Source organism: Priestia sp. ABM2_011 (genome assembly GCF_056158845.1).
Genome location: NZ_JBSWUB010000001.1, coordinates 541,705 through 563,678, shown reverse-complemented (window position 1 = coordinate 563,678; position 21,974 = coordinate 541,705). Strand labels below are relative to the sequence as shown.

Sequence of the window (21,974 nt, the reverse complement as noted above, 5' to 3'; positions counted from 1 at the left end):
TTTTTTATCCTAATGGTTTACTTTCTTTTGCTTTTTTCACAGCATGAGCAATACTCGCGGCCAAGCCGCCCCATATGATGACCATCCCTACAACCATCATTGTAATTGAACTTCCATCCATTATTTAGAAACCCCCTTCTCTTTAACTGACAAACGAGTCGCCCCATCTTTCCATCGTGCAAAAGAAAAAGCAATTCCTAAAATAACAGCCAGAGCTGCCACGCCCCAACCAAAAGGACCTACAAAAGTCGTTGCATACTGCTCGTAATTTTCCGAAATATTTTTTCGGAAGTTATCAAACATCATATACCCAAGTACAAGCGGTGTAACTACTCCTAAACATATCTTCCACCATGAACCGATTCGAATATCAGAAACTTCGTTTGCATGCTGCTGAAGGCTGCTCAGCTTTTTAAATACCCAAGCAACTAATACAACTTCTACTAAGCCTGCTAAAGCAACTCCGAAGTTATTAATGAAATAATCGACCACATCTAAGAAATAAAGTCCGCCCTGTGTTGCAAATAATAGGGAGCAAATTGAAGCGATTCCTCCGCCTATTAATACGGATTTTGTACGTGAGATAGTAAATTTATCTTGAATGCCTGCTACAAATGTTTCAATAATTGAAATAAGCGACGTTAACCCTGCTAATGTTAAGGAAGCAAAGAATAACATGCCAAACAGCTGTTTAAAGGCTGGAAATTCATTAATAATTTGCGGGAAAACAACAAAGGCTAGTCCTACGCCTCCCTGAACCACCTTATCGATTGGGATACCTTGCTGAGTAGCCATAAAACCAAGTGCGCTAAACACACCGATTCCTGCTAGTAATTCAAAAGCGGAATTACCGAATCCAGTAATAAACGCATTATTAGTTAAATCAGATTTTTTTGGAAGGTAACTGGAATAAGTGATCATAATAGCAAAACCAACAGATAAACTAAAGAAAATTTGACCATATGCTGCAATCCAAACCTTTCCATCTCCAATTGCGCTCCAGTTTGGTTTAAAAAAAGCGTGCAGACCTTCCATTGCTCCGTCCAATGTTACTGCTCGAATGACAATGATTAAAAAGAGAACAATTAGTGTTGGTAAAAAGATTTTATTTGCCGCTTCAATTCCTTTTTTGATTCCTTTTAATAACACACCTAACGTCACAATCCATACAAGTACAAGCGGAATTAAAACATGTAATACGATGCTTCCTGTTTGTCCTGGTGCTTCGGCTAACTTTAAGTAATCTCCATATAAAAACGCTTCCGTATCCTTTCCCCAGCTTAACTTAAATGAAAAGATAAAATACGACATCGCCCATGCGATAATAACGGAATAGTAAACTGAAATAAAAAAGGAAATAGCTACTTGCCACCAGCCTAGCCACTCAGCCTTTGGACTTAGTCTCGCTAATGATAAAGGAGAAGAACCTTTATATTTATGACCTATAGCAAACTCCATGATTAAAATAGGAATCCCTGCCGTCAACAAAGCAAATAAATAGGGAAGAAAAAATGCTCCTCCTCCGTTTTCATATGCAGTAGCTGGAAACCTCCATATATTCCCTAGTCCAATTGCTGAACCTGCTGCTGCTAAAATAAACCCTGCTCTTGATCCCCACTGCGGCCTATTTTCCACCGTAATTCCCCCTCTTGTTCTCTCCCTACTCTCTTTTTATCGCAGATCAACTAGAATTTTTATAATTTTTTGATTATTCTTTCTATAACTTCCTATCTCAAATTATAGAAGGGAGAAGATAGTATGTCAAAATATTTTTTATAGAAAATTCAGACAAATTACCCGATGAATAAAAGCAGGTATGAAAGTCTTTTTGAACTTCCGTACCTGCTTTTTCAATAATACTTTATCACGTTAATATAATATTGTTAATTTTTCTTCGGAAGTTCAATCGCCGGAGAAGACGAGTTTCCACCGTTAAAATAGTCAGGAACATTTCCAGGAATAACGGTGCCTCCGACTGGGATTGTAGCCGTAACGGTTGTTTTTTTAGTTGCAAATGGGATAATGATTTGCATGTTTACTTTCACTTTGATAGATACTTCAAGAAACGCATTATTTATTCCATACTCCTCGATTTTTCGCACTACGTCTGTTTGAACGTCACCAATAGCATGAAATTTAACCGGAATCAGCGGACCCAGATTTCCAAGCAGCGCATTATTAGTCGCTTGCCCAAGCGGAACTTGGTAGACAATTCCTTGATTCCGCAACTTTTCATTTTTTTCAATACGAATATCTGTTGGAAGTTCAAGTGCATCTAAATTCCCTTTCTCTGCTTCTTTTAAGTTAGCCTGGACAAATGACGTAGTTTGAGCTCTAACTCGGTTCACAAGCGCTGTGTCAATTTTGGCTACTTGACCGTTAGGTGTAGATTCCACTTTAATGACATCTACGTCGAGCTGATCGAGTACCTGTTTATTCACCGCTTTATTAATAACTAAAGTTGCAATCTCTTTTGTTTGTGCTTCAGCATATTTCATCAACGTTGGTTCAATCCCTCTATTAATTAGCCATAATCCTATCCCTGTGGAAAGCATAAAAAAAAGAAAGGTGAGCAACAGAACGTAACGAAAAGGAAGCGGGCCTTTTCTTGTTAATTTCCGACGAAGTTTAACCAAAAAAAATCCCTCCTTACAAGCTATATGTATGCATGTATAAGGAGGTTCACGCTTCTTTTAAAAAGTTTTATCTTAAATTCTCGACTATATTAAAGCATTTTCAATAAAGCATCTTTGCCAATTGTGCCTTTAAAAATCCCTCTTTTTTCAGCTTCAAGCGTTACAGATTCAAGCGGCGCTTCAAGAAGCTGCTCAATTGTACGTACACCTACAGCTCTTCCAGCTATTATTTGACGATCAGCTAATTTATCATTTAATAGACCTACGTCTAGTGCTCCGCACATAATGTAGCCTTTATCTGATGAAATGGTTAACAAAGTTGTTTTTGGCAGCAATACGGTAACTGCATTAAACGTATGACCTTCAATTACGATAGGCGCTAAGGTAATCATAGTAGCTCACTCCTTTCTTAATCAATTTATGATTTTGAAAGAAAAAAGTGAGGTTTTACATATACTTTTCTACCTATTTAACGTTTAGAGTAATCCTTATACATTTTATAGACCTCGGTGCTAAAATTCGTTAAAAAAATCTAGTTGCTTAGGAGCTAAATTCTCATATTCAATATTTAATAAGCTCATGAGCTGTTTGGCATTATGTACAGCATCTCCGCCGGAGTTATTATTAAATAACAGGTAAATGTCCTTCGTTTGTTTTTGCAGCTTTTCAAGACGTTCTTTCCACTCTAGGAGCTCTTTTTCATTGTAACGATACAAAAACCTTACCGCTCGCCAATTGCCTTCTGCGGGCTTATTCCAACCGTGTACGTTTCGTCCATGAAAACGTATAAGTGTTTTCTGTTTATCTGTAGCATGAATCACAATGGGAATAGATCCTTCTCCTGCCTGCGGTTCATCACAAATACCATGAATCCACTTCTCTTGTTCCATAAACGTTAACGTTTTATCATAGAAAAACGGTTTAAACCAAGATTGATTTCGAAACTCCAGCGCTACTGGCAAATCTCCAAACTTCTCACGGCTATACCTCAAATAGGCTACGTTTTCTTTTGTACAGTCAAACCAAGGCGGCATTTGAAATAAAATCATACCAAGCTTATTTGAACTTACATATGGCTTCACTGATTCTAAAAATGCATGAAACATTTCTTCTTTGCTATCAAACGGATTTCCTTCTCTCATATGCCCCGTCATGCCTTGATAGGCTTTTACCACAAAACGAAAAGATTCCGGCGTATCATTCACCCACTTTTCAACATTTGACTTAGGTTGAATGGCGTAGAAAGATGAATCGACTTCAACAATTGGAAAATGGCCTGCGTATACGGCAAGCTTGTCTCTTGATGAAACACCCGCTTCATATAATGAATCATGATCTCCCCAGCCTGTAACTCCAATATAAATCATGCCATTCCTCCTCTATTTTCTTAGATTGCTTTTCTTTATTTTAATACAAACGATACAAAAAAACTCGTTTGCTTAAACAGCAAACGAGTTTTTATCTATTATTAACCGATTGAACCTTCCATTTCAAATTTGATTAGACGGTTCATCTCTACTGCATATTCCATTGGAAGCTCTTTTGTAAATGGTTCAATAAAGCCCATTACAATCATTTCTGTCGCTTCTTCTTCAGAAATACCGCGGCTCATTAGATAGAATAATTGTTCTTCAGATACTTTTGATACTTTCGCTTCGTGTTCAAGTGAGATGTTGTCATTTAAAATCTCATTGTACGGAATTGTATCAGAAGTTGATTGGTTATCCATAATTAGCGTATCACACTCAATGTTCGCACGTGCACCTTCTGCTTTACGGCCAAAGTGTACGATACCGCGGTATGTTACTTTACCGCCTTGTTTTGAAATTGATTTTGATACGATCGTTGAAGATGTGTTTGGTGCTAAGTGAATCATTTTTGCACCAGCATCTTGGTGCTGTCCTTTACCAGCAAGGGCAATGGATAATGTCATACCGCGTGCGCCTTCGCCTTTTAAGATAACAGCTGGATATTTCATTGTTAACTTAGAACCGATGTTTCCATCAATCCATTCCATTGTTGCGTTTGCTTCACAAACTGCACGTTTTGTTACAAGGTTGTATACGTTGTTTGCCCAGTTTTGAATTGTTGTATAGCGGCAATACGCGTCTTTTTTGATGATGATTTCTACAACGGCACTGTGAAGAGAGTTTGTTGTATAAACAGGTGCTGTACAGCCCTCTACATAGTGGACGTGTGAGCCTTCATCAGCAATAATTAACGTACGCTCAAACTGTCCCATATTTTCAGAGTTAATACGGAAATAAGCTTGTAATGGTGTATCTACTTTTACGCCTTTTGGTACGTAAATGAATGATCCACCAGACCAAACCGCTGAGTTAAGAGCAGAGAATTTGTTATCCGTTGGCGGGATAACTTTTCCAAAATGCTCGCGGAAAATATCTTCGTTTTCTTTTAGCGCCGTATCTGTATCTTTAAATACGATACCTTGCGCTTCAAGATCTTCTTTCATATTGTGATAAACAACTTCAGATTCGTACTGAGCTGATACACCCGCAAGATATTTTTGCTCTGCTTCAGGAATACCAAGTTTATCAAACGTTTGCTTAATTTCTTCAGGAACTTCATCCCAAGAGCGTTCAGACTTCTCAGATGGTTTTACGTAGTACGTAATTTCATCAAAGTCTAAGCTTGCCATGTCTCCGCCCCACTGTGGCATTGGCATGTTGTAGAAGTGCTCTAGAGATTTCAAACGGAAGTCAAGCATCCATTGTGGTTCCTCTTTCATACGAGAAATTTCTTCTACGATTTCTTTTGTTAAACCGCGTTTAGAGCGGAAAATTGATACGTCTTTATCGGAAAATCCATATTTATAATCGCCGATTTCTGGCATTTTTTTAGCCATCTTTTATTACCCCCTACTTGATAGGATTGGGAATGAATGAAGGTCTTATTTTTGTTCGTTAAGACCTTTTTCCATCGCTTTCCACGCTAGTGTTGCACATTTAATACGCGCAGGAAATTTTGCTACACCTTGAAGTGCTTCAATATCTCCTAAATCTATACTATCATCATACTCTTTACCTTGCATCATGTCAGAGAAGATATGGGCCATTTTAAACGCTTTGTCTACTTCTTGACCTTTAATTGCTTGTGTCATCATTGAAGCTGATGACATTGAAATTGAACATCCTTCACCTTCGAACTTTGCATCCACCACTTTGCCGTCCTCTACTTTTAAAGAAAGTTCAATGCGGTCTCCGCACGTCGGGTTATTCATATGAATGTTCACAGTATCTTCATTCAATGTTCCACGATTACGCGGGTTTTTATAATGGTCCATAATTACTTGACGATAGAGAGTATCTAAATTATTAAAAGCCATTTGTAAAATACTCCTTCGTTTTTATTAATGATGACACCAATTTATCTACTTCTTCTTCCGTGTTATACAGATAGAAGCTTGCACGTGCAGTAGACGATACGTTTAAATATTTCATCAGCGGCTGCGCACAGTGATGACCTGCACGAATCGCAATTCCATCAGCGTCTACTACTGTTGCAACGTCGTGCGGATGCACATCTTCAATATTAAACGTCACAACACCCGCTCGCTCTTTCGGTCCGTAAATCGTAATTCCATCTACTTGCGATAAGCGATCCAGTGCATATTGCGCTAGCTTGTGCTCATGTGCTTGAATGTTATCTAAACCAACTTCTTCTAAGAAATCAATCGCTGCACCTAAACCAATTGCACCTGCAATGATTGGCGTACCTCCTTCAAATTTCCAAGGAAGCTCTTTCCACGTTGATTCGTATAAGTTTACGAAGTCAATCATTTCGCCGCCAAACTCGATTGGTTCCATTTTTTCAAGAAGCTCTTTCTTTCCATAAAGAGCGCCGATTCCAGTCGGTCCGCCCATTTTATGTCCAGAGAAAGCAAAGAAATCACAGTCTAAATCTTGTACATCCACCTTCATGTGAGGCGTACTTTGCGCACCATCCACAACCATTACTGCACCGTTAGCGTGTGCAATTTCTGCAATTTCTTTTACTGGGTTAATTGTACCCAATACGTTAGATACTTGCATAATCGATACAATTTTTGTGTTAGATGTAATCGTGCTTTTTACCTCTTCTAGTGAAAGTGCATGATCTTCTGTTAGTGAAATATATTTTAACGTTGCACCTGTTTCCTTGGCAACTTGCTGCCAAGGAATGATGTTACTGTGATGTTCCATATAAGTAATCACAATTTCATCACCAGGTTTAAGATTCGCACGGCCATAGCTTGCAGCTACTGTATTAAGAGCTGTCGTTGTACCGCGCGTAAAGATAATCTCTTCCGTTGATTTTGCATTAATAAACTTACGAACCTTTTCACGAGCGCCTTCGTATCCGTCTGTTGCTCTTGTACCAAGCGTGTGAACACCTCGGTGTACGTTTGAGTTATATTCTTTGTAATACTTCTCAATTGCTTCAATTACAGCAAGCGGCTTTTGTGAAGTTGCTGCACTGTCTAAATAAACGAGTGGGCTGCCATTTACCTCTTGGTCTAAAATAGGAAATTGTTTACGAATATCAGAGATATTCATTATCGAACTTTCCTCTCAATTAAATCCGTTAATTGTTTTTTAACCGTTTCGATTGGCAACTCGTTTACCACTGGTGCTAAGAACCCGTGAATAACTAGACGTTCTGCTTCTGTTTGCGGAATACCGCGGCTCATTAAGTAGTAAAGCTGAATTGGATCTACGCGTCCAACAGATGCAGCGTGTCCTGCTGTTACATCATCTTCATCAATTAGAAGAATTGGGTTTGCATCTCCACGTGCTTTTTCACTTAACATTAACACACGGGATTCTTGCTCAGCGTTTGATTTAGATGCACCGTGTTCAATTTTACCGATACCGTTAAAGATTGAAGACGCGCTTTCTTTCATAACGCCGTGTTTTAAAATGTAGCCTTCAGAATGTTTTCCGAAGTGTACGATACTTGTTGTTAAGTTTTGAGACTGCTCTCCACGTCCAACTGTTACCGTTTTTGTATCTCCATATGAACCGTCGCCCATTAGATACGTTGTATTTTCTGAAACTGTATTTCCTTCACTCATTAAGCCTAAAGCCCACTCAATGCGACCATCTTTGCCCGCTACGCCGCGGCGGTTCACATAAGTAGTTGTACCTTTAGCTAAGTAGTCAACAGCTCCAAACGTTACTTTTGCATTGCTGTTAGCGAATACTTCCGTCACGATATTGACAACACCGTGTGACTCTTCAGCAGTAGCAATGTAGTTTTCTACATATGTTACTGAGCTGTTGTCTTCAGCTACAACAATAACATGGTTGAATAAAGCTGCTTCTTCATCTTCACGGACAAATACAGCTTGAAGAGGCTCTTGTACTTCTACATTTTTAGGAACGTATACAAATACACCCCCGTTTAATAACGCTGCGTTTAATGCAGTTAAACGGTGCTCATCTACTTTAACTCCGTCTTTCATGAAGTACTTCTCAACAAGGTCGCTATGCTCTTTAGCAGCTGTTTGAATATCTGTGAAGATAACGCCTTGAGATTTTAGCTCTTCTGTTAACGTTGAGTATGCAGCTGTTTGGTCACGCTGAACATATAGATTCTTAACCGCTTCTGTATCAATCAGTGCTTTAACCACTTCTGGAAGCTCGTCTACAGATGAGATTGTGCTTGCCTGTGAAGTGTGCTTGTCAAAAGCAGTAAAGTTCCATTTCGAAATGTTTGTTTTATCTGGCTTTGGAAGTGCAAGATCTTCTGCTTTCGCAAGAGCTTGTAAGCGAAGATCTAGCAGCCAACTTGGTTCATTAGCTTCTTTTGAAAAGCTGCTGATGTACTCTTGATCAAATGGTAATTTCGTATCAATAGTCATAGAGATCCTCCTAACTCTTAAGCTTCTTGCTCTACAGTTTCGTCTTCAATACCTAATTCTTGTTTGATCCAGTCATAACCTTCTGCTTCTAGACGCTGCGCTAATTCTGGTCCGCCTGATTTTACAACACGACCTTGCATCATAACGTGAACTTTATCTGGTGTAATGTAGTTTAATAAACGTTGGTAGTGAGTGATCATTAAGCAACCAAACTCGCTGCCGCGCAGTTCATTAATACCTTTTGATACAACTTTTAACGCATCGATATCTAAACCAGAGTCGATTTCATCTAAAATTGCAATTCCTGGTTGAAGCATCATTAATTGAAGAATTTCGTTACGCTTCTTCTCACCGCCAGAGAAACCTTCGTTTAGGTAACGCTGAGCCATGTCTTGATCCATTTCTAAGAAATCCATGTTTTTGTCTAATTGACGGATGAATTTCATTAGTGAAATTTCTTCGCCTTCTTCACGACGAGCATTAATTGCTGAACGTAGGAAGTCTGCGTTTGTTACCCCGCTGATTTCACTTGGATATTGCATCGCTAGGAATAGACCTGCACGAGCGCGCTCATCTACTTCCATCTCAAGTACATCTTCGCCGTCTAGCGTGATGCTTCCTTGTGTAACCTCGTATTTAGGATGTCCCATGATTGCTGAAGATAATGTTGATTTACCAGTACCGTTTGGTCCCATGATTGCATGGATTTCGCCGCCCTTAACTTCTAAATTAACACCTTTTAAAATTTCTTTACCTTCAATTGCAACATGAAGATCTTTAATTGTTAAAGTTGACCCTGCCATATTAAAACCTCCAGTTATAGACGTATATAGTAAAAAACGATATACCTATATCTTTTTAATTATTCTCATTTTATTCTCATTACAATCTTATAACAAATGAAAACTTATAGCAACCTTTTGACCCAAAAGGTTTTAAACCATTATGTACGTTTTTTAAGACTAAATCCACTCATAAAAAAGTTGCCTTAAAAGACTCGATAGAGCCTTCTAAGACAAGCTTTTTACCCGCTTTATTTACTTAGTGCGTGTGGCTAGTCAGTTCTGAAACACACTCTTGGACAAGCGTAACGGACTGACTCATCGCTGCGCCTCCGCCAAATGCCGCTGATACTCCGCATGCTTCTAAAATTTCTTGCTCAGTTGCACCTTGATCAATGCAGCCTTTTGTATGATAAATCATACAGTACTCGTCTTGAGCTACTACGCTGATTCCTAGCGCGATTAACTGCTTTTCTTTTTTAGAAAGAGAACCTTCTCCAAAACATGCTTCAGTAAACGCATTAAACGTTTTTGTTACTTCCGGCAATTTTTCGCTAAATTTCCCAACACCCATTTTATAATCATGAAGTGCTTGCTCAGTTGAATGACGTGCTTCTTGCTGCATAACGTCAGCTCCCATCATCAGTAAAGTTTTCACGGTTAGTATGCGTGAGAAAAATAAGAGTTATTCGTTTTGATGCATACAAAAAAGCACTTGCCCAGAGTGGGCAAGCGCTTTTCTTCTATTATTTATTTACCGGCAATACTCCGCCTTTGTATTTTTCTTTAATGTAGTCTTGAATTTCTTTAGAGTGAAGAACTTTTACTAAAGCTTTCACTGTATCTTTATTTTCATCACCTTTGTGAACCGTAATGATGTTTGCATATGGGTTATTTTCTTTGCTTTCCACTGCGATTGGATCTTTTACTGGATCTAAACCAGCATCGATAGCATAGTTAGCATTGATAACAACAGCGTCACCTTCATTGTTTTTGTACATTTGAGGTAACAATCCGCCTTCAACATCGGCTTTAAATTTTAAATTCTTAGGGTTTTCTACAATATCTTTAATTTGTGCGTCTGTTTTCTTTACGCCTGGTTTTAATTTGATCACGCCAGCTTTTTCAAAAATCGATAAAATACGTCCTTGCTCTGCTACTGCATCACGCATAATAACTGTGCCGTTTTTCGGAAGATCTTTTAAGCTTTTGTATTTTTTAGAGTAGATACCAATTGGTTCAATATGAATGGCACCGGCACTTACAAAATCATACCCTTTTTCACCTTTATGATCTTTTAGCACTGAATTCATATAAGGAACGTGCTGGAAATAGTTTGCATCAATTTCATTGTTTGCAAGAGCTGTGTTCGGTAAGATGTAATCTTGGAATTTTTTAATCTCTAAGTCAATTCCTTGTTTTTCTAAAATCGGTTTTGCTTGTTCCAAAATTTCAGCATGAGGCGTATTAGATGCACCCACGACAATTTTCTTTTCATCTTTTGATCCATTGTTAAATCCACACGCAGCTAATCCTACTACTAGCGCAGATGTTAATGCTAAAGCTGAAAGCCATTTCTTCATAATAAATAGTCCTCCCTTTATCTTTTATCAATTTTTGCAGTAATCGCATCTCCAATAAGTTGGATAATAAATACAATAATCAAAATTAAGATCGTAGCAGCTAGCGTTACGTCATTATGACTGCGCTGGAATCCTTCTAAATATGCAAGGTTTCCAAGACCTCCAGCTCCAATCACACCCGCCATTGCCGTATAGCCGACTAACGCAATGGTTGTTACTGTCAAACCGGAAATCAAAGCTGGCAGCGATTCAGGTAACAGCACTTTAAAGATAATAGTGCTTGTTGTGGCTCCCATTGATTTAGCAGCTTCAATAACACCTTTATCAATTTCACGCAGACCAATTTCTACAAGACGCGCATAAAATGGTGCTGCTCCAACAATTAAAGCCGGTAACGCTGCATTAGCGCCTAAAATACTTCCTACCAATGCTTTGGTAAATGGAATCAGTAACACAATTAAAATAATGAATGGAATGGAACGAAAGATATTTACAACCGCCGACACAATGGCATATAAAGGTTTGTTTTGCCAAAGCTGTCCTTTGGACGTTAAAAATAAAAGCAAGCCCAATAAAATACCTAGAACAAATGTGGCTACAACTGAAATAGCCGTCATATATAGTGTTTCATTTGTCGCTTGAATAAAATCATCTAAAATAACGTTTGGAAATAGTTTCTCAAGCATTTGTCATTACCTCCACTTCTACCTGCTGCTCATGAATGTATGCAATGACTTTTTCAACTTCTGTTAATTCCCCGTCTAAATGAACGAACAGCGTCCCGTATGAACCTGTTTGTGTATGAGAAATCTTTCCTTGCAAAATATTAATCGTTACATCAAACTGTTTTAAAATCGTTGTAATGAGCGGTTGCTCTGCTTTTCCGCCAACAAACGTCAGCTGAATAATTTGCCCGCTTGGATACAGCTCTTTTACTTGTTCAATCGTTTCAAACGTTTCCTCTGGTTCAGAAATCTGTTGAACGAATCGTTTTGTAATCGGCTGCTTAGGTTTTCTGAATACTTCTAGCACTTGTCCTTCTTCTACTACTGCCCCATTTTCCATAACGGCTACTCGATGACAAATTTTACGAATGACGTGCATTTCATGAGTAATCAATACAATGGTTAACCCTAGCTTCTCATTAATATCTACTAACAGATCTAAAATAGAATCTGTCGTTTGAGGATCAAGCGCTGATGTTGCTTCATCACAAAGCAATACTTTTGGATTGTTCGCTAGCGCTCGAGCAATCCCAACACGCTGCTTTTGTCCGCCGCTAAGCTGTGATGGATAAGCATCTTCACGCCCTTCAAGCCCGACTAGCTTAATAAGTTCGTCCACTCGTTTCATTCTTTTTTCTTTTGAAATCCCTGCTATTTCTAACGGAAAGGCAATATTTTCTCGTACCGTACGCGACCACAAGATATTAAAGTGCTGAAATACCATACTAATTTCTTGTCTAGCTTTTCTGAGTTTTCCGCCTTTAATTTTTCCAATATCATTACCTGCTACTTCGACCGTTCCTGTCGTTGGTGTTTCTAATCCGTTTAGCAAGCGAATCAAAGAACTTTTCCCCGCTCCGCTATAACCAATAATTCCGTAAATTTCACCTTGGTTAACGGTTAGATTCACATTATCAACAGCTGTTACTTGACCGCTTTTGGCCTGATAAATTTTTGTAACGTCTGTTAATGTAATCATATTTCTTCACCTTCTTTAATAAAAACTTAATTATGTTAGGTTGCCCTATAGGATGAAAAAGCCGTAAAACAATTTTCCCCATTAAAAAAGCCTCTCTGCGCATGACAGAAAGGCTCGATATTTAATCCTTTCTCTCATCTTTCAAAGCGCATAGCTTTGCAGGAATTGGCACCATTTCAGTTAGTCTGACGGTTGCCGGGTTTCACAGGGCTCAGTCCCTCCACCTCTCTTGATAAGAGTTCGCAACAATTATTTTGTTTTTGGGAAATATTCATTCATTTATGAACATTCATGAGTGTGATTTTAGCATGTGTCAGATAGGCTGTCAACAGATTTTGTTCTTGGGATAATATCCCAAGATTTCAACAGCCCCAACGGTTCGCTCTCTTTCAACTTCTTCATTTTAAACAAACGTTTGATTATCGAAGCTCCTCGAGTACGTGCTCGATGGAATGAAACGCGTAGAGTTTTTTTACCATTTCACCATTTTCCACTTCAATCAAACAAGGTACGCTTTCAATAGAAAATAATTCTGCTTTTGAAGGCATATAATTTAAATTGCTCATTCCGATGGTTACATCCGGCAGCATCGCTTCTGCCACGGTTAACATTTTTTTTGCCAGCTGACATGTCCCGCAAAAAGGCGTATGGAAAAAGATAAAGGCTCTTTCTCCTTCTTTTAACTGATCATCCAGCTGTTTTTCGCTCCATTCTTGCATGTTGCTCATTCCTTTTATGTTAAAAATTCTGCATTAACATCGATATTGGCACTCAGCAATACTGTTGCTATGTGATGTCTAGGGGCGGCAGCAACTTCTCGGTACATTTTATCAATATATAGATGCTCTGCTTCCGGAAGCTCTCGTTTAAATTGTTTTCTCAGCTTATTCCCTGAATCATCAGAGTCAACGAGTATGTATACCTCTTTGTTAAACGTACAGTCAATAATTTCATCCAGCTTTGATAAACTAATCGTACCGTTTGTACAAATAATTTCAATTGGTTCTCGAATGATATCTTGAATACGCTTTTTATCTGACTTTCCTTCGACAATAATTACTTTTTCAATTTCAATTAGCCCCATTTTCATCACCCATAATCGTCAGTTGTATAGTAACATCATTTCTTTATGCTATACAATATTCGTTAATGTATCACAGTTCACCTGTTTTTTAAAAGAAATTTGCAAGAAAGAACTCTTTTAAAAGGCAGTTTAGGCCATATTATCTCTATAAAACAAGAAAAACAGCGGCAGTTGCCACTGTTTAGCACCATCCTGCTTCTTCATCGCAGTCTGTATATTTTTGCGTTTCACCTTGTTTTTGTACGTCCGCGTATTGATAGAACTTATTATTTTCTTGCGAATATCCTTCTTCAAAGCGGTATTCATTGCCGCTTGTTCCGTAGCTAACTTCACCAATTGGCTGCTTATCAACGTATAATTTCATACCGCCGTCATGAAATTTAGCTGTAACGCGATCTGTAACGTCCATTTTTTGTTTTTCAAACATAAAAAGACACTCCTTTAGCTTGTTTACTAATAGAGTGTCCAGTCAAAAACTTTTCATAAAGACAATTTATGGAGGAATATTATCCTTCGTTTGTCATTTCTTCGTATTGCTCTGCTGTCATCAGCTTGTCTACTTGAGAAGCATCAGATGGTTTGATTGTAATCATCCATGCTTCTTCGTATGGAGATTCATTAACAAGTTCAGGACTATCGCCTAAGTTGTCGTTTACTGCTACAACTTCACCGCTAATTGGTGCGTAAAGCTCAGAAACTGTTTTTACTGATTCAACGCTACCAAACGGCTCGTCAGCTTCTACTGTTGCTCCTACTTCTGGCAGTTCAACGAATACGATGTCTCCAAGCTCAGCTTGAGCGAAATGTGTAATACCTACGCGGACAACGTCTCCTTCTGTTTTTACCCATTCATGCTCTTCAGAATAACGCAAATCTTTTGGTGTACTCATCTTAATCCCTCCAAAATATGTATCGTAATTTGTTTATATAAAAAGCGCCTTCAACGTGGAGAACACTTTCTACAACCTAAAATAACTTCCTATTAACAGTGTAACGTAAAAGGTAAAAATTTTCTATTTGAAAACTTACTTCCACACGTCCTCAAACTGCTCTTCTTTGAAACCAAGCGTTACTTTTTGTCCATCTGTTAGCAGCGGACGCTTAATTAACATGCCATCTGACGCAAGAATAGACAGAAGTTCGTCTTCACTCGCACTGCTTACTTTATCTTTAAGACCTAACTCGCGATATTTTTTACCGCTTGTATTAAAGAATTTTTTTAATTCTAGGCCGCTGTTCTGATAGTAAGCTTGCAGCTGCTCTTTTGTTGGCGGATTTTCTACAATATGAATTTCTTCATATGCTACTCCGTTATCATCGAGCCACTTCTTTGCTTTTCGGCACGTACCGCACTTTGGATATGAATAAAAAAATAATGACATTTCGTCAACCACCCTTTATTTTAAGCTTTTTTCGTATTTTAACACATCCTTTATCATTTACCTAGATAGAGGCTTCTTAAACAAAAAGGAGCTCGCAAAACGAGCTCCTTTTTCCTTAAACTGTGAACTTCTCTACTTCTAGAAGCGTTTTTGCAACCTCGCGCTTTACGCTAATTACATTGATTGGTGTATAGCGAGTTAATTTGCGAAGAGACGAAAGCATGACTCTAAGCGTATCACCTTGTTCAACGCCAATTAACGTTTCTTTTGCATCTGCTTCGATTCGATTAAATGCTTCTTGGCAGAATACTTGCGTGTATTTTAATTTTAAGCTGTTTTGATCTACTCCTGTTTTGGAAATGGCTTTTTCAGTACGTAAAACAGTAGATTCCATTGCATATACGTTACTAATCATATCAGAAATATTAACGAGAATTTCTTGTTCTTTTTCTAATTCTTTGCCATACTTTTGTGCAGCTAATCCCAAAAGCAAGAGCGCAATTTTCTTCCCGTTTTGCACAAGCATTTTTTCTTGATCTAACGGCTCATTTCCTACTTCCTGCGGCATAAGCATCATCAATTCTTCTTGAAGCGTTTGTGCTTTTTGAAGCAGTGGAAGCTCTCCTTTTAACGCTTTGCGTAAATATGTGCCTGGTACTAAAAGACGGTTAATCTCATTTGTTCCCTCAAAAATACGATTAATGCGAGAATCGCGATACAGACGCTCAATTTCATACTCGCTCATAAAACCGTAGCCTCCATGAAGCTGCACGCCTTCATCTACAATGTAGTCAAGAGCTTCCGTGGCAAACACTTTATTTAATGAACATTCGATAGCATATTCAGCAATAGAAGCAGCAATTTGTTTTCCGTCTTTTTGCTGTTCTTCTGAAAGCTGGCCCATATGGTCTTCAAAAAGTCCTACCGTACGATATACGGAGCTTTCAGTTGCATACAATTTAGAAGCCATTGTGGCTAACTTTTCTTGTGTTAATGAGAATTTAGCAATTGGCGTTTTAAACTGCTGACGCTGGTTAACGTATTGAGACGTAATTTCTAACGCACGTTTCCCTGCTCCAACTGCTCCAACTCCAAGCTTATAGCGCCCAATATTTAAAATGTTAAAGGCAATCACATGGCCTTTTCCAATTTCACCTAGCACATTTTCTTTTGGAACAAGCGCATCTTCAAGAATCAACGTTCTGGTTGATGAGCTTTTGATTCCCATTTTCTTCTCTTCCGGGCCAACCGAAACGCCTGGAAATTCGCGCTCAACGATAAAAGCTGAAAATTTATCGCCGTCAATTTTTGCGTACACCACGAATACATCAGCAAATCCAGCATTCGTAATCCACTGCTTTTCTCCATTTAACACATAGTGTGTACCTTCTGCGTTAAGGCGAGCTGTTGTTCGAGCACCAAGAGCATCCGAACCAGAACCCGGTTCAGTCAGCGCATAAGCCGCTATTTTTTCCCCTACCGCTAAAGCAGGTAAATATGCTTGTTTTTGCTCTTCTGTTCCAAATAAGACGATTGGCAATGACCCAATTCCTACATGAGCACCATGAGTGATGGAAAATCCGCCTGCTCGAGACATTTTTTCAGCAATTAAAGCCGAGGTAATCTTATCTAAACCAAGCCCACCGTATTCTTCCGGTACATCTGCACCAAGCAAGCCTAATTCACCAGCTTGTTTTAATAGCTTTACAGAACGGTCAAATTCATGCTTTTCTAAATATTCCACTTGCGGAAGGACTTCATTTTCTACAAATTCATCTGTCGTCTTGGCAATCATCTTTTGCTCAGATGTATAATCCTCCGGCGTGTAGACGCGGCTTGCATCACCTTCTTCAATTAAAAAACTTCCACCTTTAATCATTTGTTTTGTTTTATTTGACATGTTCATATCCCCCTTTGAAATGATTATGCTAACAATTCAAATACACCAGCAGCTCCCATTCCTCCACCAATACACATGGTGACAATTCCAAACTGCTCATTTCGACGCTGCATTTCGTGCATTAAGCTGAGAGTCAGCTTAGCTCCAGTACAGCCTAATGGATGACCTAAGGCAATAGCGCCTCCGTTTACATTTACTTTATCTTCATTAATATTTAATTCACGAATAACGCCAAGTGCTTGAGAAGCAAATGCTTCATTTAATTCAAACAATCCGATATCAGAAAGCTCCAGCCCTGCTAGTTTAAGAGCTTTAGGGATGGCAGCTACCGGGCCAATCCCCATTACTTCAGGCGGAACTCCTCCAACTGCAAATGAGCGAAACTTAAGCAAAGGCTTTAAGCCTTCTGCTTCAGCTTGTTCTTTATCCATTAGAAAAACGGATGCAGCTCCGTCACTTGTCTGCGAAGAGTTTCCAGCTGTGACGGATCCTTTAACCGAAAAGGCTGGACGAAGTTTCCCTAATACGTCCGCAGTTGTGCCAGGACGAACTCCTTCATCTTGAGAGAACATCAGCTTTTGTTCACGTAGCTTATTGTTTTCATCGATTTTCCGAAGCGTCACTTCCACGGGAACAATTTCGTCGTTAAACCTCCCTTCTTGAAGTGCTTTTGCTGCTTTTTGATGGCTGCGTACGGCAAATGCATCCTGGTCTTCACGTGAAATGCCGTATTTCATCGCCACTTGTTCTGCTGTATGTCCCATGCCCATATAATACTCCGGCGCATTTTCAACCAGCTGAACATTCGGACGCGCTACGTTTCCAAACATCGGAACAAAGCTCATTGATTCTGCTCCTCCAGCTAACACTGCTTTGGCTTGCCCTAGCATAATTCGTTCTGCACCGTAGGCAATACTTTGCAAACCTGATGAACAATAACGATTAATCGTTATTGCTGGCACCGTATAAGGCAAACCTGCAAGAGCGCCAATATTTCGAGCCATATTCAAACCTTGTTCTGCCTCAGGCATCGCACAACCAATAATTAAATCATCAATCGGTCCTTCGTATCCGCCTGCTCGGCGAAGAGTTTCTTTAACCGCAATAGCTCCCAAATCATCAGGTCTAACACTTGCCAATGAACCTTTTTTTGCTTTTCCGACCGGTGTCCTAGCACCTGCTACAATAACTGCTTCTCTCATTTTTTCTCCCCCTTAATTGCGCAGTGGCTTTCCTTTAACTAACATGTGCTGCATACGTTCTTGAGACTTCGCTTCTCCAACAAGGCTTAAAAATGCTTCTCTCTCTAAATCAAGCAAATACTCTTCATCCACTTTGGAACCAAACGCTACGCGTCCTCCAGCTAATACAAATGCTAACTTACTAGCAATTTTGTAATCATGTTCTGATATATATCCTGAATATTTCATGGATTGAGCTCCTAGCAGCAACGTTGCATATCCTGTTTCTCCAACGACAGGAACTTTAGTTTTTACAGGCGGTTTATAGCCCGTGTCGTGTAAAGCAAGGACTGAGTTCTTTGCATCATTCAGCAAGTGATCTCCGTTTACACTGATAGCATCATGGCGGTTTAAAAAGTTTAGCTGCCTAGCTTCTGCAGCAGAAGTAGATACTTTTGCAGTAGCAATTGTTTCAAATGTTTTATTGGCAATTTGCTGAAGATCGAGCGTTACACCGTTCGGTAAACCATTTAGCTGTTTGATATAAAGCTCCTTGTTACCTCCTCCGCCAGGAATTAACCCGACTCCTACTTCTACAAGGCCCATGTAAGTTTCAGCAGAAGCTTGGATTTTAGCTGACGGTAAGCAAATTTCTGCTCCGCCTCCAAGAGTCATCGCAAATGGAGCTGCAACAACCGGCTTTTCGTTATATTTCACCTTCATCATTGCCTGTTGAAATTGTTTAATGACAAGCTCAACTTCAAAATAATTGTCATCTTGTGCTTCCATCAAAATCATAGCTAAGTTAGCGCCAACGCAGAAATTTTTTCCTTGGTTTCCTATGACCAGCCCCTTATAATTCTTGTTCACTTCTTCAAGAGACTGATTCAATAAGCTGATAATATCTAGCCCAATCGCATTGTTAGGAGAAGTAAACTGCAGGCATGCCACATCATCTCCTAAATCAATTAAGCTCGCTCCGCTGTTTTCTAAAATGACATTATTTTGAGAGCGTAAAGATGACAGGTGGATCACCTTTTTATTTTCTTTTACTGCTTTATACTCATCCTCTTCGTAGTAAAGCGTTTGACCTTCCATTTCTTTATAAAAGCTTGTAAATCCATTTTCCTGCATTTGTTTTACCCACTGCGGGATGGCTAAGCCAGACTGCTCCATCTTCTCAATTGATTTTTCTAAACCAATTGCATCCCACGTCTCAAAAGGACCCATTTTCCAGCCAAATCCCCACTTCATAGCTTGATCAATGGCGACGATATCGTCGGCGATTTCATTTTTCAACTGTGCTGCATACACAAGAACAGGGCTGATAATGTTCCAAAGAAGCTGTCCAGCACGATCATCAGAATATATAAGCGCTTTCATTTTGTTTTGCAGCCCTTTTGCCTGCTTACTTAATTCAGTAGAAGCTGTTTTTAACTTCTTTCTTTCGACGTATTGAAGTGTATTAGAATCAAGTTCTAAAATTTCCTTGCCTTTCTTTAAAAAGAAGCCTTGCCCCGACTTGCTTCCCAGCCAGCCATTTTCCTGCATTTGTTTCATAAATAAAGGCACATCGAATACCTCTTTTTCTTTGCCTTCCACTTTGTCAAACACATTGTTGGCCACATGAATAAATGTGTCTAGTCCCACTACGTCTAACGTTCGAAACGTTGCGCTTTTTGGTCTTCCAATTAAAGGACCCGTCACAGAGTCAACTTCTCCCACGCTGTAATTACCTTTTAACATTTCTTGAACGGTCACAAGTAAACCGTACGTACCGATACGGTTGGCGATAAAGTTAGGCGTATCTTTTGCAATAACTACTCCTTTACCCAATACATCTTCACCAAACGTTTTCATATATTCAACAATTTCTGATTTTGTGTCATGAGTTGGAATAATTTCTAATAACTTTAAATAACGAGGTGGATTAAAAAAGTGCGTTCCTAAGAAATGCGCTTTAAAATCTTCTGAGCGTCCTTTGGCCATTTCGTGAATGGATATCCCCGAAGTATTTGAACTTACAATACTTCCTTTTTTTCGTACGCCGTCAATTTTTTCAAACAACTGCTGTTTAATATCAAGGCGTTCCACTACTACTTCAATGATCCAATCGCAGTCGCTTAACTGCTGTAAATGATCTTCAAGGTTTCCCGGCGTAATTAACGATAGTGACGACTTCGACGTTAAAGGTGCCGGTTTTTGCTTCGTTAATTTAGCTAAAGCAGTTGTGCTCAACCGATTTCTGACTTGCCTATCTTCAAGCGTTAGCTGTTTTTTTTCCTCGTCTGGTGTTAATGAAGCTGGAACCACATCTAGCAAAAGCGTTGGAATTCCTACATTCGCTAAATGAGCTGCAATTCCAGAGCCCATAACTCCTGAACCTAAAACGGCGGCTTTTTTTATGTTCATAATTATCCCCACATCCCCTTTGATATATTGAATGAATGGTCATTCATTTTATGTGTAAAAAAAGAGAGTCACTGTTAATCTCTGTTTTTACTATAAAGCATTTTTTAAATTTTCGCAATATATTCACAATATTATCTCTAACTATTTTTAATGTGTTTGGTTATCTTAATACACAGGAGGTGATTTTGTGAGTAAATTAAAGAAAGACCCATCTTCAGCAGGCGTAAGCGCAGCAAGCGTTAAAGGAAATGCTGGACCGGTTAATGAACCGCACGGACGCGGCAAAAAGACATCTCAAAACCAGCAGTACACAAAGCATAATACACAAGGACATTAACCTCAAAATCGAACATGAGTAATCGAATCATGTTCGATTTTTGACTATTTCTTATTCTGTCATCACGACCATTTCATGGTTATTTTTTTACGATTCCTTTTAAGACAAATGCGACATTTGCAGGTCTTTCTGCAAGGCGCCTCATAAAGTACCCATACCAGTCCGTTCCATAAGGAACGTACACTCTCATTTGATATTGTTCTGCTACGAGCTGAACCTGCCTTTCTGGTCGAATACCGTATAGCATCTGGAATTCAAACTGATTCATTGAAATTCCATGCTTTTTAACAAACTCTTTTGTATACTGAATGATTCGTTCATCATGAGTAGCAACTGCTGTGTAGTGACCGTTTAATAAATGAAGTCCAATTATGTTTTTGAAGTTTTCGTCTACGTCTTCTTTATCAGGAAAAGCCACGTCTGCCGCTTCTTTGTACGCTCCTTTTACTAACCTTAATTTAGGAGCATAAGCATCTAATTCGCGAACGTCACTTTCTGTTCGATATAAGTATGCCTGAAGTACCGTCCCTACGTGGTCATACTCACTTTTTAATTGTTTAAACAGCTTAATCGTCTTGCTGCATCGCTTATAATCTTCCATATCAATCGTCACGAACACGCTATATTTTTCCGCTTCATTTAGAATATGACGCATATGATGAAGCGCCATATTTCAGAAATATCAAGTCCCATAGACGTTAATTTCAAAGAAATTTCTGAATCTAACCTTTCTTTGTGTATAAGATGGATGGCCTTTATGCATTGAGCCACAGCATTATTGACTTCAGCTTCACTTTCCACAAACTCTCCGAGATAATCAATCGTTACTTTTAATCCCTGTTCATTTAGCTTTTTTATCACACTAACAGCTTCATCGATGGTTTCCCCTGCAACAAACCTTGCTGCCCCAAAACGTAAACCATAGCGCTTAGCCAGCTTTGTTAACTTTTTGCTTTTTGATAACAATAAAAAAAAGTTTCTTATCGTTTGTTCCAAAGCAACCCCCCGCCTTCACTTGTCATACACCTCACAAATTTTATCTAATTATCATTAATTTTACCATTTTATCAACCAGATAGATAGGCACCCTTCATTAACATATGCACACTA

General features: G+C 39.0%; 23 protein-coding genes, 1 pseudogene and 1 riboswitch. Of the genes and pseudogenes, 1 reads left to right on the top strand and 23 read right to left on the bottom strand.

Going from position 1 to position 21,974, the window contains the following annotated elements; translation table 11 throughout:
- Positions 1-4 precede the first annotated feature (4 nt).
- The 22 genes from ACXAE4_RS02985 to ACXAE4_RS02880 all read right to left on the bottom strand — a co-directional run bounded on the left by ACXAE4_RS02985 (position 5) and on the right by ACXAE4_RS02880 (position 20,530).
- Positions 5-121: a methionine/alanine import family NSS transporter small subunit gene (locus ACXAE4_RS02985; protein WP_108674335.1), complete on the bottom strand. Its 117-nt coding sequence runs from the start codon at positions 119-121 to the stop codon at positions 5-7.
- Positions 121-1,635 carry a sodium-dependent transporter gene (locus tag ACXAE4_RS02980; RefSeq protein WP_028412627.1) on the bottom strand — a complete coding sequence of 505 codons (1,515 nt, stop codon included), beginning with the start codon at positions 1,633-1,635 and terminating at the stop codon, positions 121-123. Before ACXAE4_RS02980 ends, ACXAE4_RS02985 begins: the two co-directional genes overlap by 1 nt.
- Positions 1,636-1,883: 248 nt before the next feature.
- Positions 1,884-2,636, bottom strand: coding sequence for a sporulation protein YunB (gene yunB / locus ACXAE4_RS02975; RefSeq protein ID WP_028412628.1), 753 nt, complete (start codon positions 2,634-2,636; stop codon positions 1,884-1,886).
- A gap of 89 nt (positions 2,637-2,725) precedes the next feature.
- Entirely contained in the window at positions 2,726-3,028 is a 303-nt protein-coding gene (locus ACXAE4_RS02970) for a YunC family protein (protein WP_013059641.1), read from the bottom strand.
- Between the two features lie 120 nt (positions 3,029-3,148).
- The gene (locus tag ACXAE4_RS02965; RefSeq protein WP_028412629.1) at positions 3,149-4,003 is read right to left on the bottom strand and encodes a DUF72 domain-containing protein; all 855 of its coding nucleotides are present in this window, start codon (positions 4,001-4,003) and stop codon (positions 3,149-3,151) included.
- Positions 4,004-4,104: 101 nt separating this feature from the next.
- Positions 4,105-5,502 carry a Fe-S cluster assembly protein SufB gene (gene sufB / locus ACXAE4_RS02960; protein ID WP_013059643.1) on the bottom strand — a complete coding sequence of 466 codons (1,398 nt, stop codon included), beginning with the start codon at positions 5,500-5,502 and terminating at the stop codon, positions 4,105-4,107.
- Between the two features lie 45 nt (positions 5,503-5,547).
- Positions 5,548-5,982, bottom strand: a complete 435-nt coding sequence (gene sufU / locus ACXAE4_RS02955) for a Fe-S cluster assembly sulfur transfer protein SufU (RefSeq protein WP_013085338.1) — start codon at positions 5,980-5,982, stop codon at positions 5,548-5,550.
- Entirely contained in the window at positions 5,972-7,192 is a 1,221-nt protein-coding gene (locus ACXAE4_RS02950; RefSeq protein WP_013059645.1) for a cysteine desulfurase, read from the bottom strand. The genes sufU and ACXAE4_RS02950 overlap by 11 nt, the downstream gene beginning before the upstream one ends.
- On the bottom strand, positions 7,192-8,499 hold the full coding sequence (sufD, locus tag ACXAE4_RS02945) for a Fe-S cluster assembly protein SufD (RefSeq protein ID WP_028412089.1): 1,308 nt from the start codon (positions 8,497-8,499) through the stop codon (positions 7,192-7,194). The genes ACXAE4_RS02950 and sufD overlap by 1 nt, the downstream gene beginning before the upstream one ends.
- A gap of 17 nt (positions 8,500-8,516) precedes the next feature.
- Positions 8,517-9,302 carry a Fe-S cluster assembly ATPase SufC gene (gene sufC / locus ACXAE4_RS02940; protein ID WP_013059647.1) on the bottom strand — a complete coding sequence of 262 codons (786 nt, stop codon included), beginning with the start codon at positions 9,300-9,302 and terminating at the stop codon, positions 8,517-8,519.
- 238 nt (positions 9,303-9,540) lie between these two features.
- Positions 9,541-9,906, bottom strand: coding sequence for a carboxymuconolactone decarboxylase family protein (locus ACXAE4_RS02935; protein ID WP_016765828.1), 366 nt, complete (start codon positions 9,904-9,906; stop codon positions 9,541-9,543).
- A gap of 121 nt (positions 9,907-10,027) precedes the next feature.
- Entirely contained in the window at positions 10,028-10,864 is an 837-nt protein-coding gene (locus tag ACXAE4_RS02930) for a MetQ/NlpA family ABC transporter substrate-binding protein (protein ID WP_475235440.1), read from the bottom strand.
- 17 nt (positions 10,865-10,881) lie between these two features.
- Positions 10,882-11,550 (bottom strand): methionine ABC transporter permease, encoded by a 669-nt coding sequence (locus ACXAE4_RS02925; protein ID WP_016765829.1) that lies wholly within the window; start codon positions 11,548-11,550, stop codon positions 10,882-10,884.
- Positions 11,543-12,568 (bottom strand): methionine ABC transporter ATP-binding protein, encoded by a 1,026-nt coding sequence (locus ACXAE4_RS02920; RefSeq protein ID WP_034264210.1) that lies wholly within the window; start codon positions 12,566-12,568, stop codon positions 11,543-11,545. Before ACXAE4_RS02920 ends, ACXAE4_RS02925 begins: the two co-directional genes overlap by 8 nt.
- Positions 12,569-12,699: 131 nt before the next feature.
- Positions 12,700-12,807, bottom strand: a riboswitch (SAM riboswitch).
- A 180-nt stretch (positions 12,808-12,987) separates the two neighbouring features.
- The gene (locus ACXAE4_RS02915; protein ID WP_033580445.1) at positions 12,988-13,287 is read right to left on the bottom strand and encodes a thioredoxin family protein; all 300 of its coding nucleotides are present in this window, start codon (positions 13,285-13,287) and stop codon (positions 12,988-12,990) included.
- A gap of 14 nt (positions 13,288-13,301) precedes the next feature.
- Complete coding sequence (locus ACXAE4_RS02910; protein ID WP_025752660.1) at positions 13,302-13,652, bottom strand: toprim domain-containing protein; 351 nt, start codon at positions 13,650-13,652, stop codon at positions 13,302-13,304.
- A gap of 181 nt (positions 13,653-13,833) precedes the next feature.
- Positions 13,834-14,079 (bottom strand): YusG family protein, encoded by a 246-nt coding sequence (locus tag ACXAE4_RS02905; RefSeq protein ID WP_014457881.1) that lies wholly within the window; start codon positions 14,077-14,079, stop codon positions 13,834-13,836.
- 79 nt (positions 14,080-14,158) lie between these two features.
- A complete protein-coding gene (gcvH, locus tag ACXAE4_RS02900; protein WP_014457880.1) occupies positions 14,159-14,542 on the bottom strand; it encodes a glycine cleavage system protein GcvH in 384 nt (127 codons plus the stop codon).
- 135 nt (positions 14,543-14,677) lie between these two features.
- Entirely contained in the window at positions 14,678-15,034 is a 357-nt protein-coding gene (locus ACXAE4_RS02895; protein WP_028412087.1) for an arsenate reductase family protein, read from the bottom strand.
- Positions 15,035-15,149: 115 nt separating this feature from the next.
- Positions 15,150-16,934, bottom strand: coding sequence for an acyl-CoA dehydrogenase family protein (locus tag ACXAE4_RS02890; RefSeq protein WP_033580444.1), 1,785 nt, complete (start codon positions 16,932-16,934; stop codon positions 15,150-15,152).
- 23 nt (positions 16,935-16,957) lie between these two features.
- Positions 16,958-18,136 carry an acetyl-CoA C-acetyltransferase gene (locus ACXAE4_RS02885; protein WP_154990583.1) on the bottom strand — a complete coding sequence of 393 codons (1,179 nt, stop codon included), beginning with the start codon at positions 18,134-18,136 and terminating at the stop codon, positions 16,958-16,960.
- 12 nt (positions 18,137-18,148) lie between these two features.
- Positions 18,149-20,530 (bottom strand): 3-hydroxyacyl-CoA dehydrogenase/enoyl-CoA hydratase family protein, encoded by a 2,382-nt coding sequence (locus tag ACXAE4_RS02880; RefSeq protein WP_186807081.1) that lies wholly within the window; start codon positions 20,528-20,530, stop codon positions 18,149-18,151.
- A 184-nt stretch (positions 20,531-20,714) separates the two neighbouring features.
- On the opposite strand from ACXAE4_RS02880, the gene ACXAE4_RS02875 reads away from it, so the two are divergent.
- Positions 20,715-20,864 carry a YuzL family protein gene (locus ACXAE4_RS02875; RefSeq protein ID WP_013059660.1) on the top strand — a complete coding sequence of 50 codons (150 nt, stop codon included), beginning with the start codon at positions 20,715-20,717 and terminating at the stop codon, positions 20,862-20,864.
- Positions 20,865-20,943: 79 nt separating this feature from the next.
- Here ACXAE4_RS02875 and ACXAE4_RS02870 read toward each other — a convergent pair.
- Positions 20,944-21,860: pseudogene (locus tag ACXAE4_RS02870) on the bottom strand (proline dehydrogenase family protein).
- Positions 21,861-21,974: the final 114 nt, after the last annotated feature.

Excerpts from the sequence above, each read along its gene's own strand:
- ACXAE4_RS02985 (WP_108674335.1), bottom strand. The coding sequence starts at position 121 with ATGGATGGAAGTTCAATTACAATGATGGTTGTAGGGATGGTCATCATA.
- ACXAE4_RS02970 (WP_013059641.1), bottom strand. The coding sequence starts at position 3,028 with ATGATTACCTTAGCGCCTATCGTAATTGAAGGTCATACGTTTAATGCA.
- ACXAE4_RS02965 (WP_028412629.1), bottom strand. The coding sequence starts at position 4,003 with ATGATTTATATTGGAGTTACAGGCTGGGGAGATCATGATTCATTATAT.
- sufB (WP_013059643.1), bottom strand. The coding sequence starts at position 5,502 with ATGGCTAAAAAAATGCCAGAAATCGGCGATTATAAATATGGATTTTCC.
- sufU (WP_013085338.1), bottom strand. The coding sequence starts at position 5,982 with ATGGCTTTTAATAATTTAGATACTCTCTATCGTCAAGTAATTATGGAC.
- ACXAE4_RS02950 (WP_013059645.1), bottom strand. The coding sequence starts at position 7,192 with ATGAATATCTCTGATATTCGTAAACAATTTCCTATTTTAGACCAAGAG.
- sufD (WP_028412089.1), bottom strand. The coding sequence starts at position 8,499 with ATGACTATTGATACGAAATTACCATTTGATCAAGAGTACATCAGCAGC.
- sufC (WP_013059647.1), bottom strand. The coding sequence starts at position 9,302 with ATGGCAGGGTCAACTTTAACAATTAAAGATCTTCATGTTGCAATTGAA.
- ACXAE4_RS02935 (WP_016765828.1), bottom strand. The coding sequence starts at position 9,906 with ATGCAGCAAGAAGCACGTCATTCAACTGAGCAAGCACTTCATGATTAT.
- ACXAE4_RS02930 (WP_475235440.1), bottom strand. The coding sequence starts at position 10,864 with ATGAAGAAATGGCTTTCAGCTTTAGCATTAACATCTGCGCTAGTAGTA.
- ACXAE4_RS02925 (WP_016765829.1), bottom strand. The coding sequence starts at position 11,550 with ATGCTTGAGAAACTATTTCCAAACGTTATTTTAGATGATTTTATTCAA.
- ACXAE4_RS02920 (WP_034264210.1), bottom strand. The coding sequence starts at position 12,568 with ATGATTACATTAACAGACGTTACAAAAATTTATCAGGCCAAAAGCGGT.
- ACXAE4_RS02915 (WP_033580445.1), bottom strand. The coding sequence starts at position 13,287 with ATGCAAGAATGGAGCGAAAAACAGCTGGATGATCAGTTAAAAGAAGGA.
- ACXAE4_RS02910 (WP_025752660.1), bottom strand. The coding sequence starts at position 13,652 with ATGGGGCTAATTGAAATTGAAAAAGTAATTATTGTCGAAGGAAAGTCA.
- ACXAE4_RS02905 (WP_014457881.1), bottom strand. The coding sequence starts at position 14,079 with ATGTTTGAAAAACAAAAAATGGACGTTACAGATCGCGTTACAGCTAAA.
- gcvH (WP_014457880.1), bottom strand. The coding sequence starts at position 14,542 with ATGAGTACACCAAAAGATTTGCGTTATTCTGAAGAGCATGAATGGGTA.
- ACXAE4_RS02895 (WP_028412087.1), bottom strand. The coding sequence starts at position 15,034 with ATGTCATTATTTTTTTATTCATATCCAAAGTGCGGTACGTGCCGAAAA.
- ACXAE4_RS02890 (WP_033580444.1), bottom strand. The coding sequence starts at position 16,934 with ATGTCAAATAAAACAAAACAAATGATTAAAGGTGGAAGTTTTTTAATT.
- ACXAE4_RS02885 (WP_154990583.1), bottom strand. The coding sequence starts at position 18,136 with ATGAGAGAAGCAGTTATTGTAGCAGGTGCTAGGACACCGGTCGGAAAA.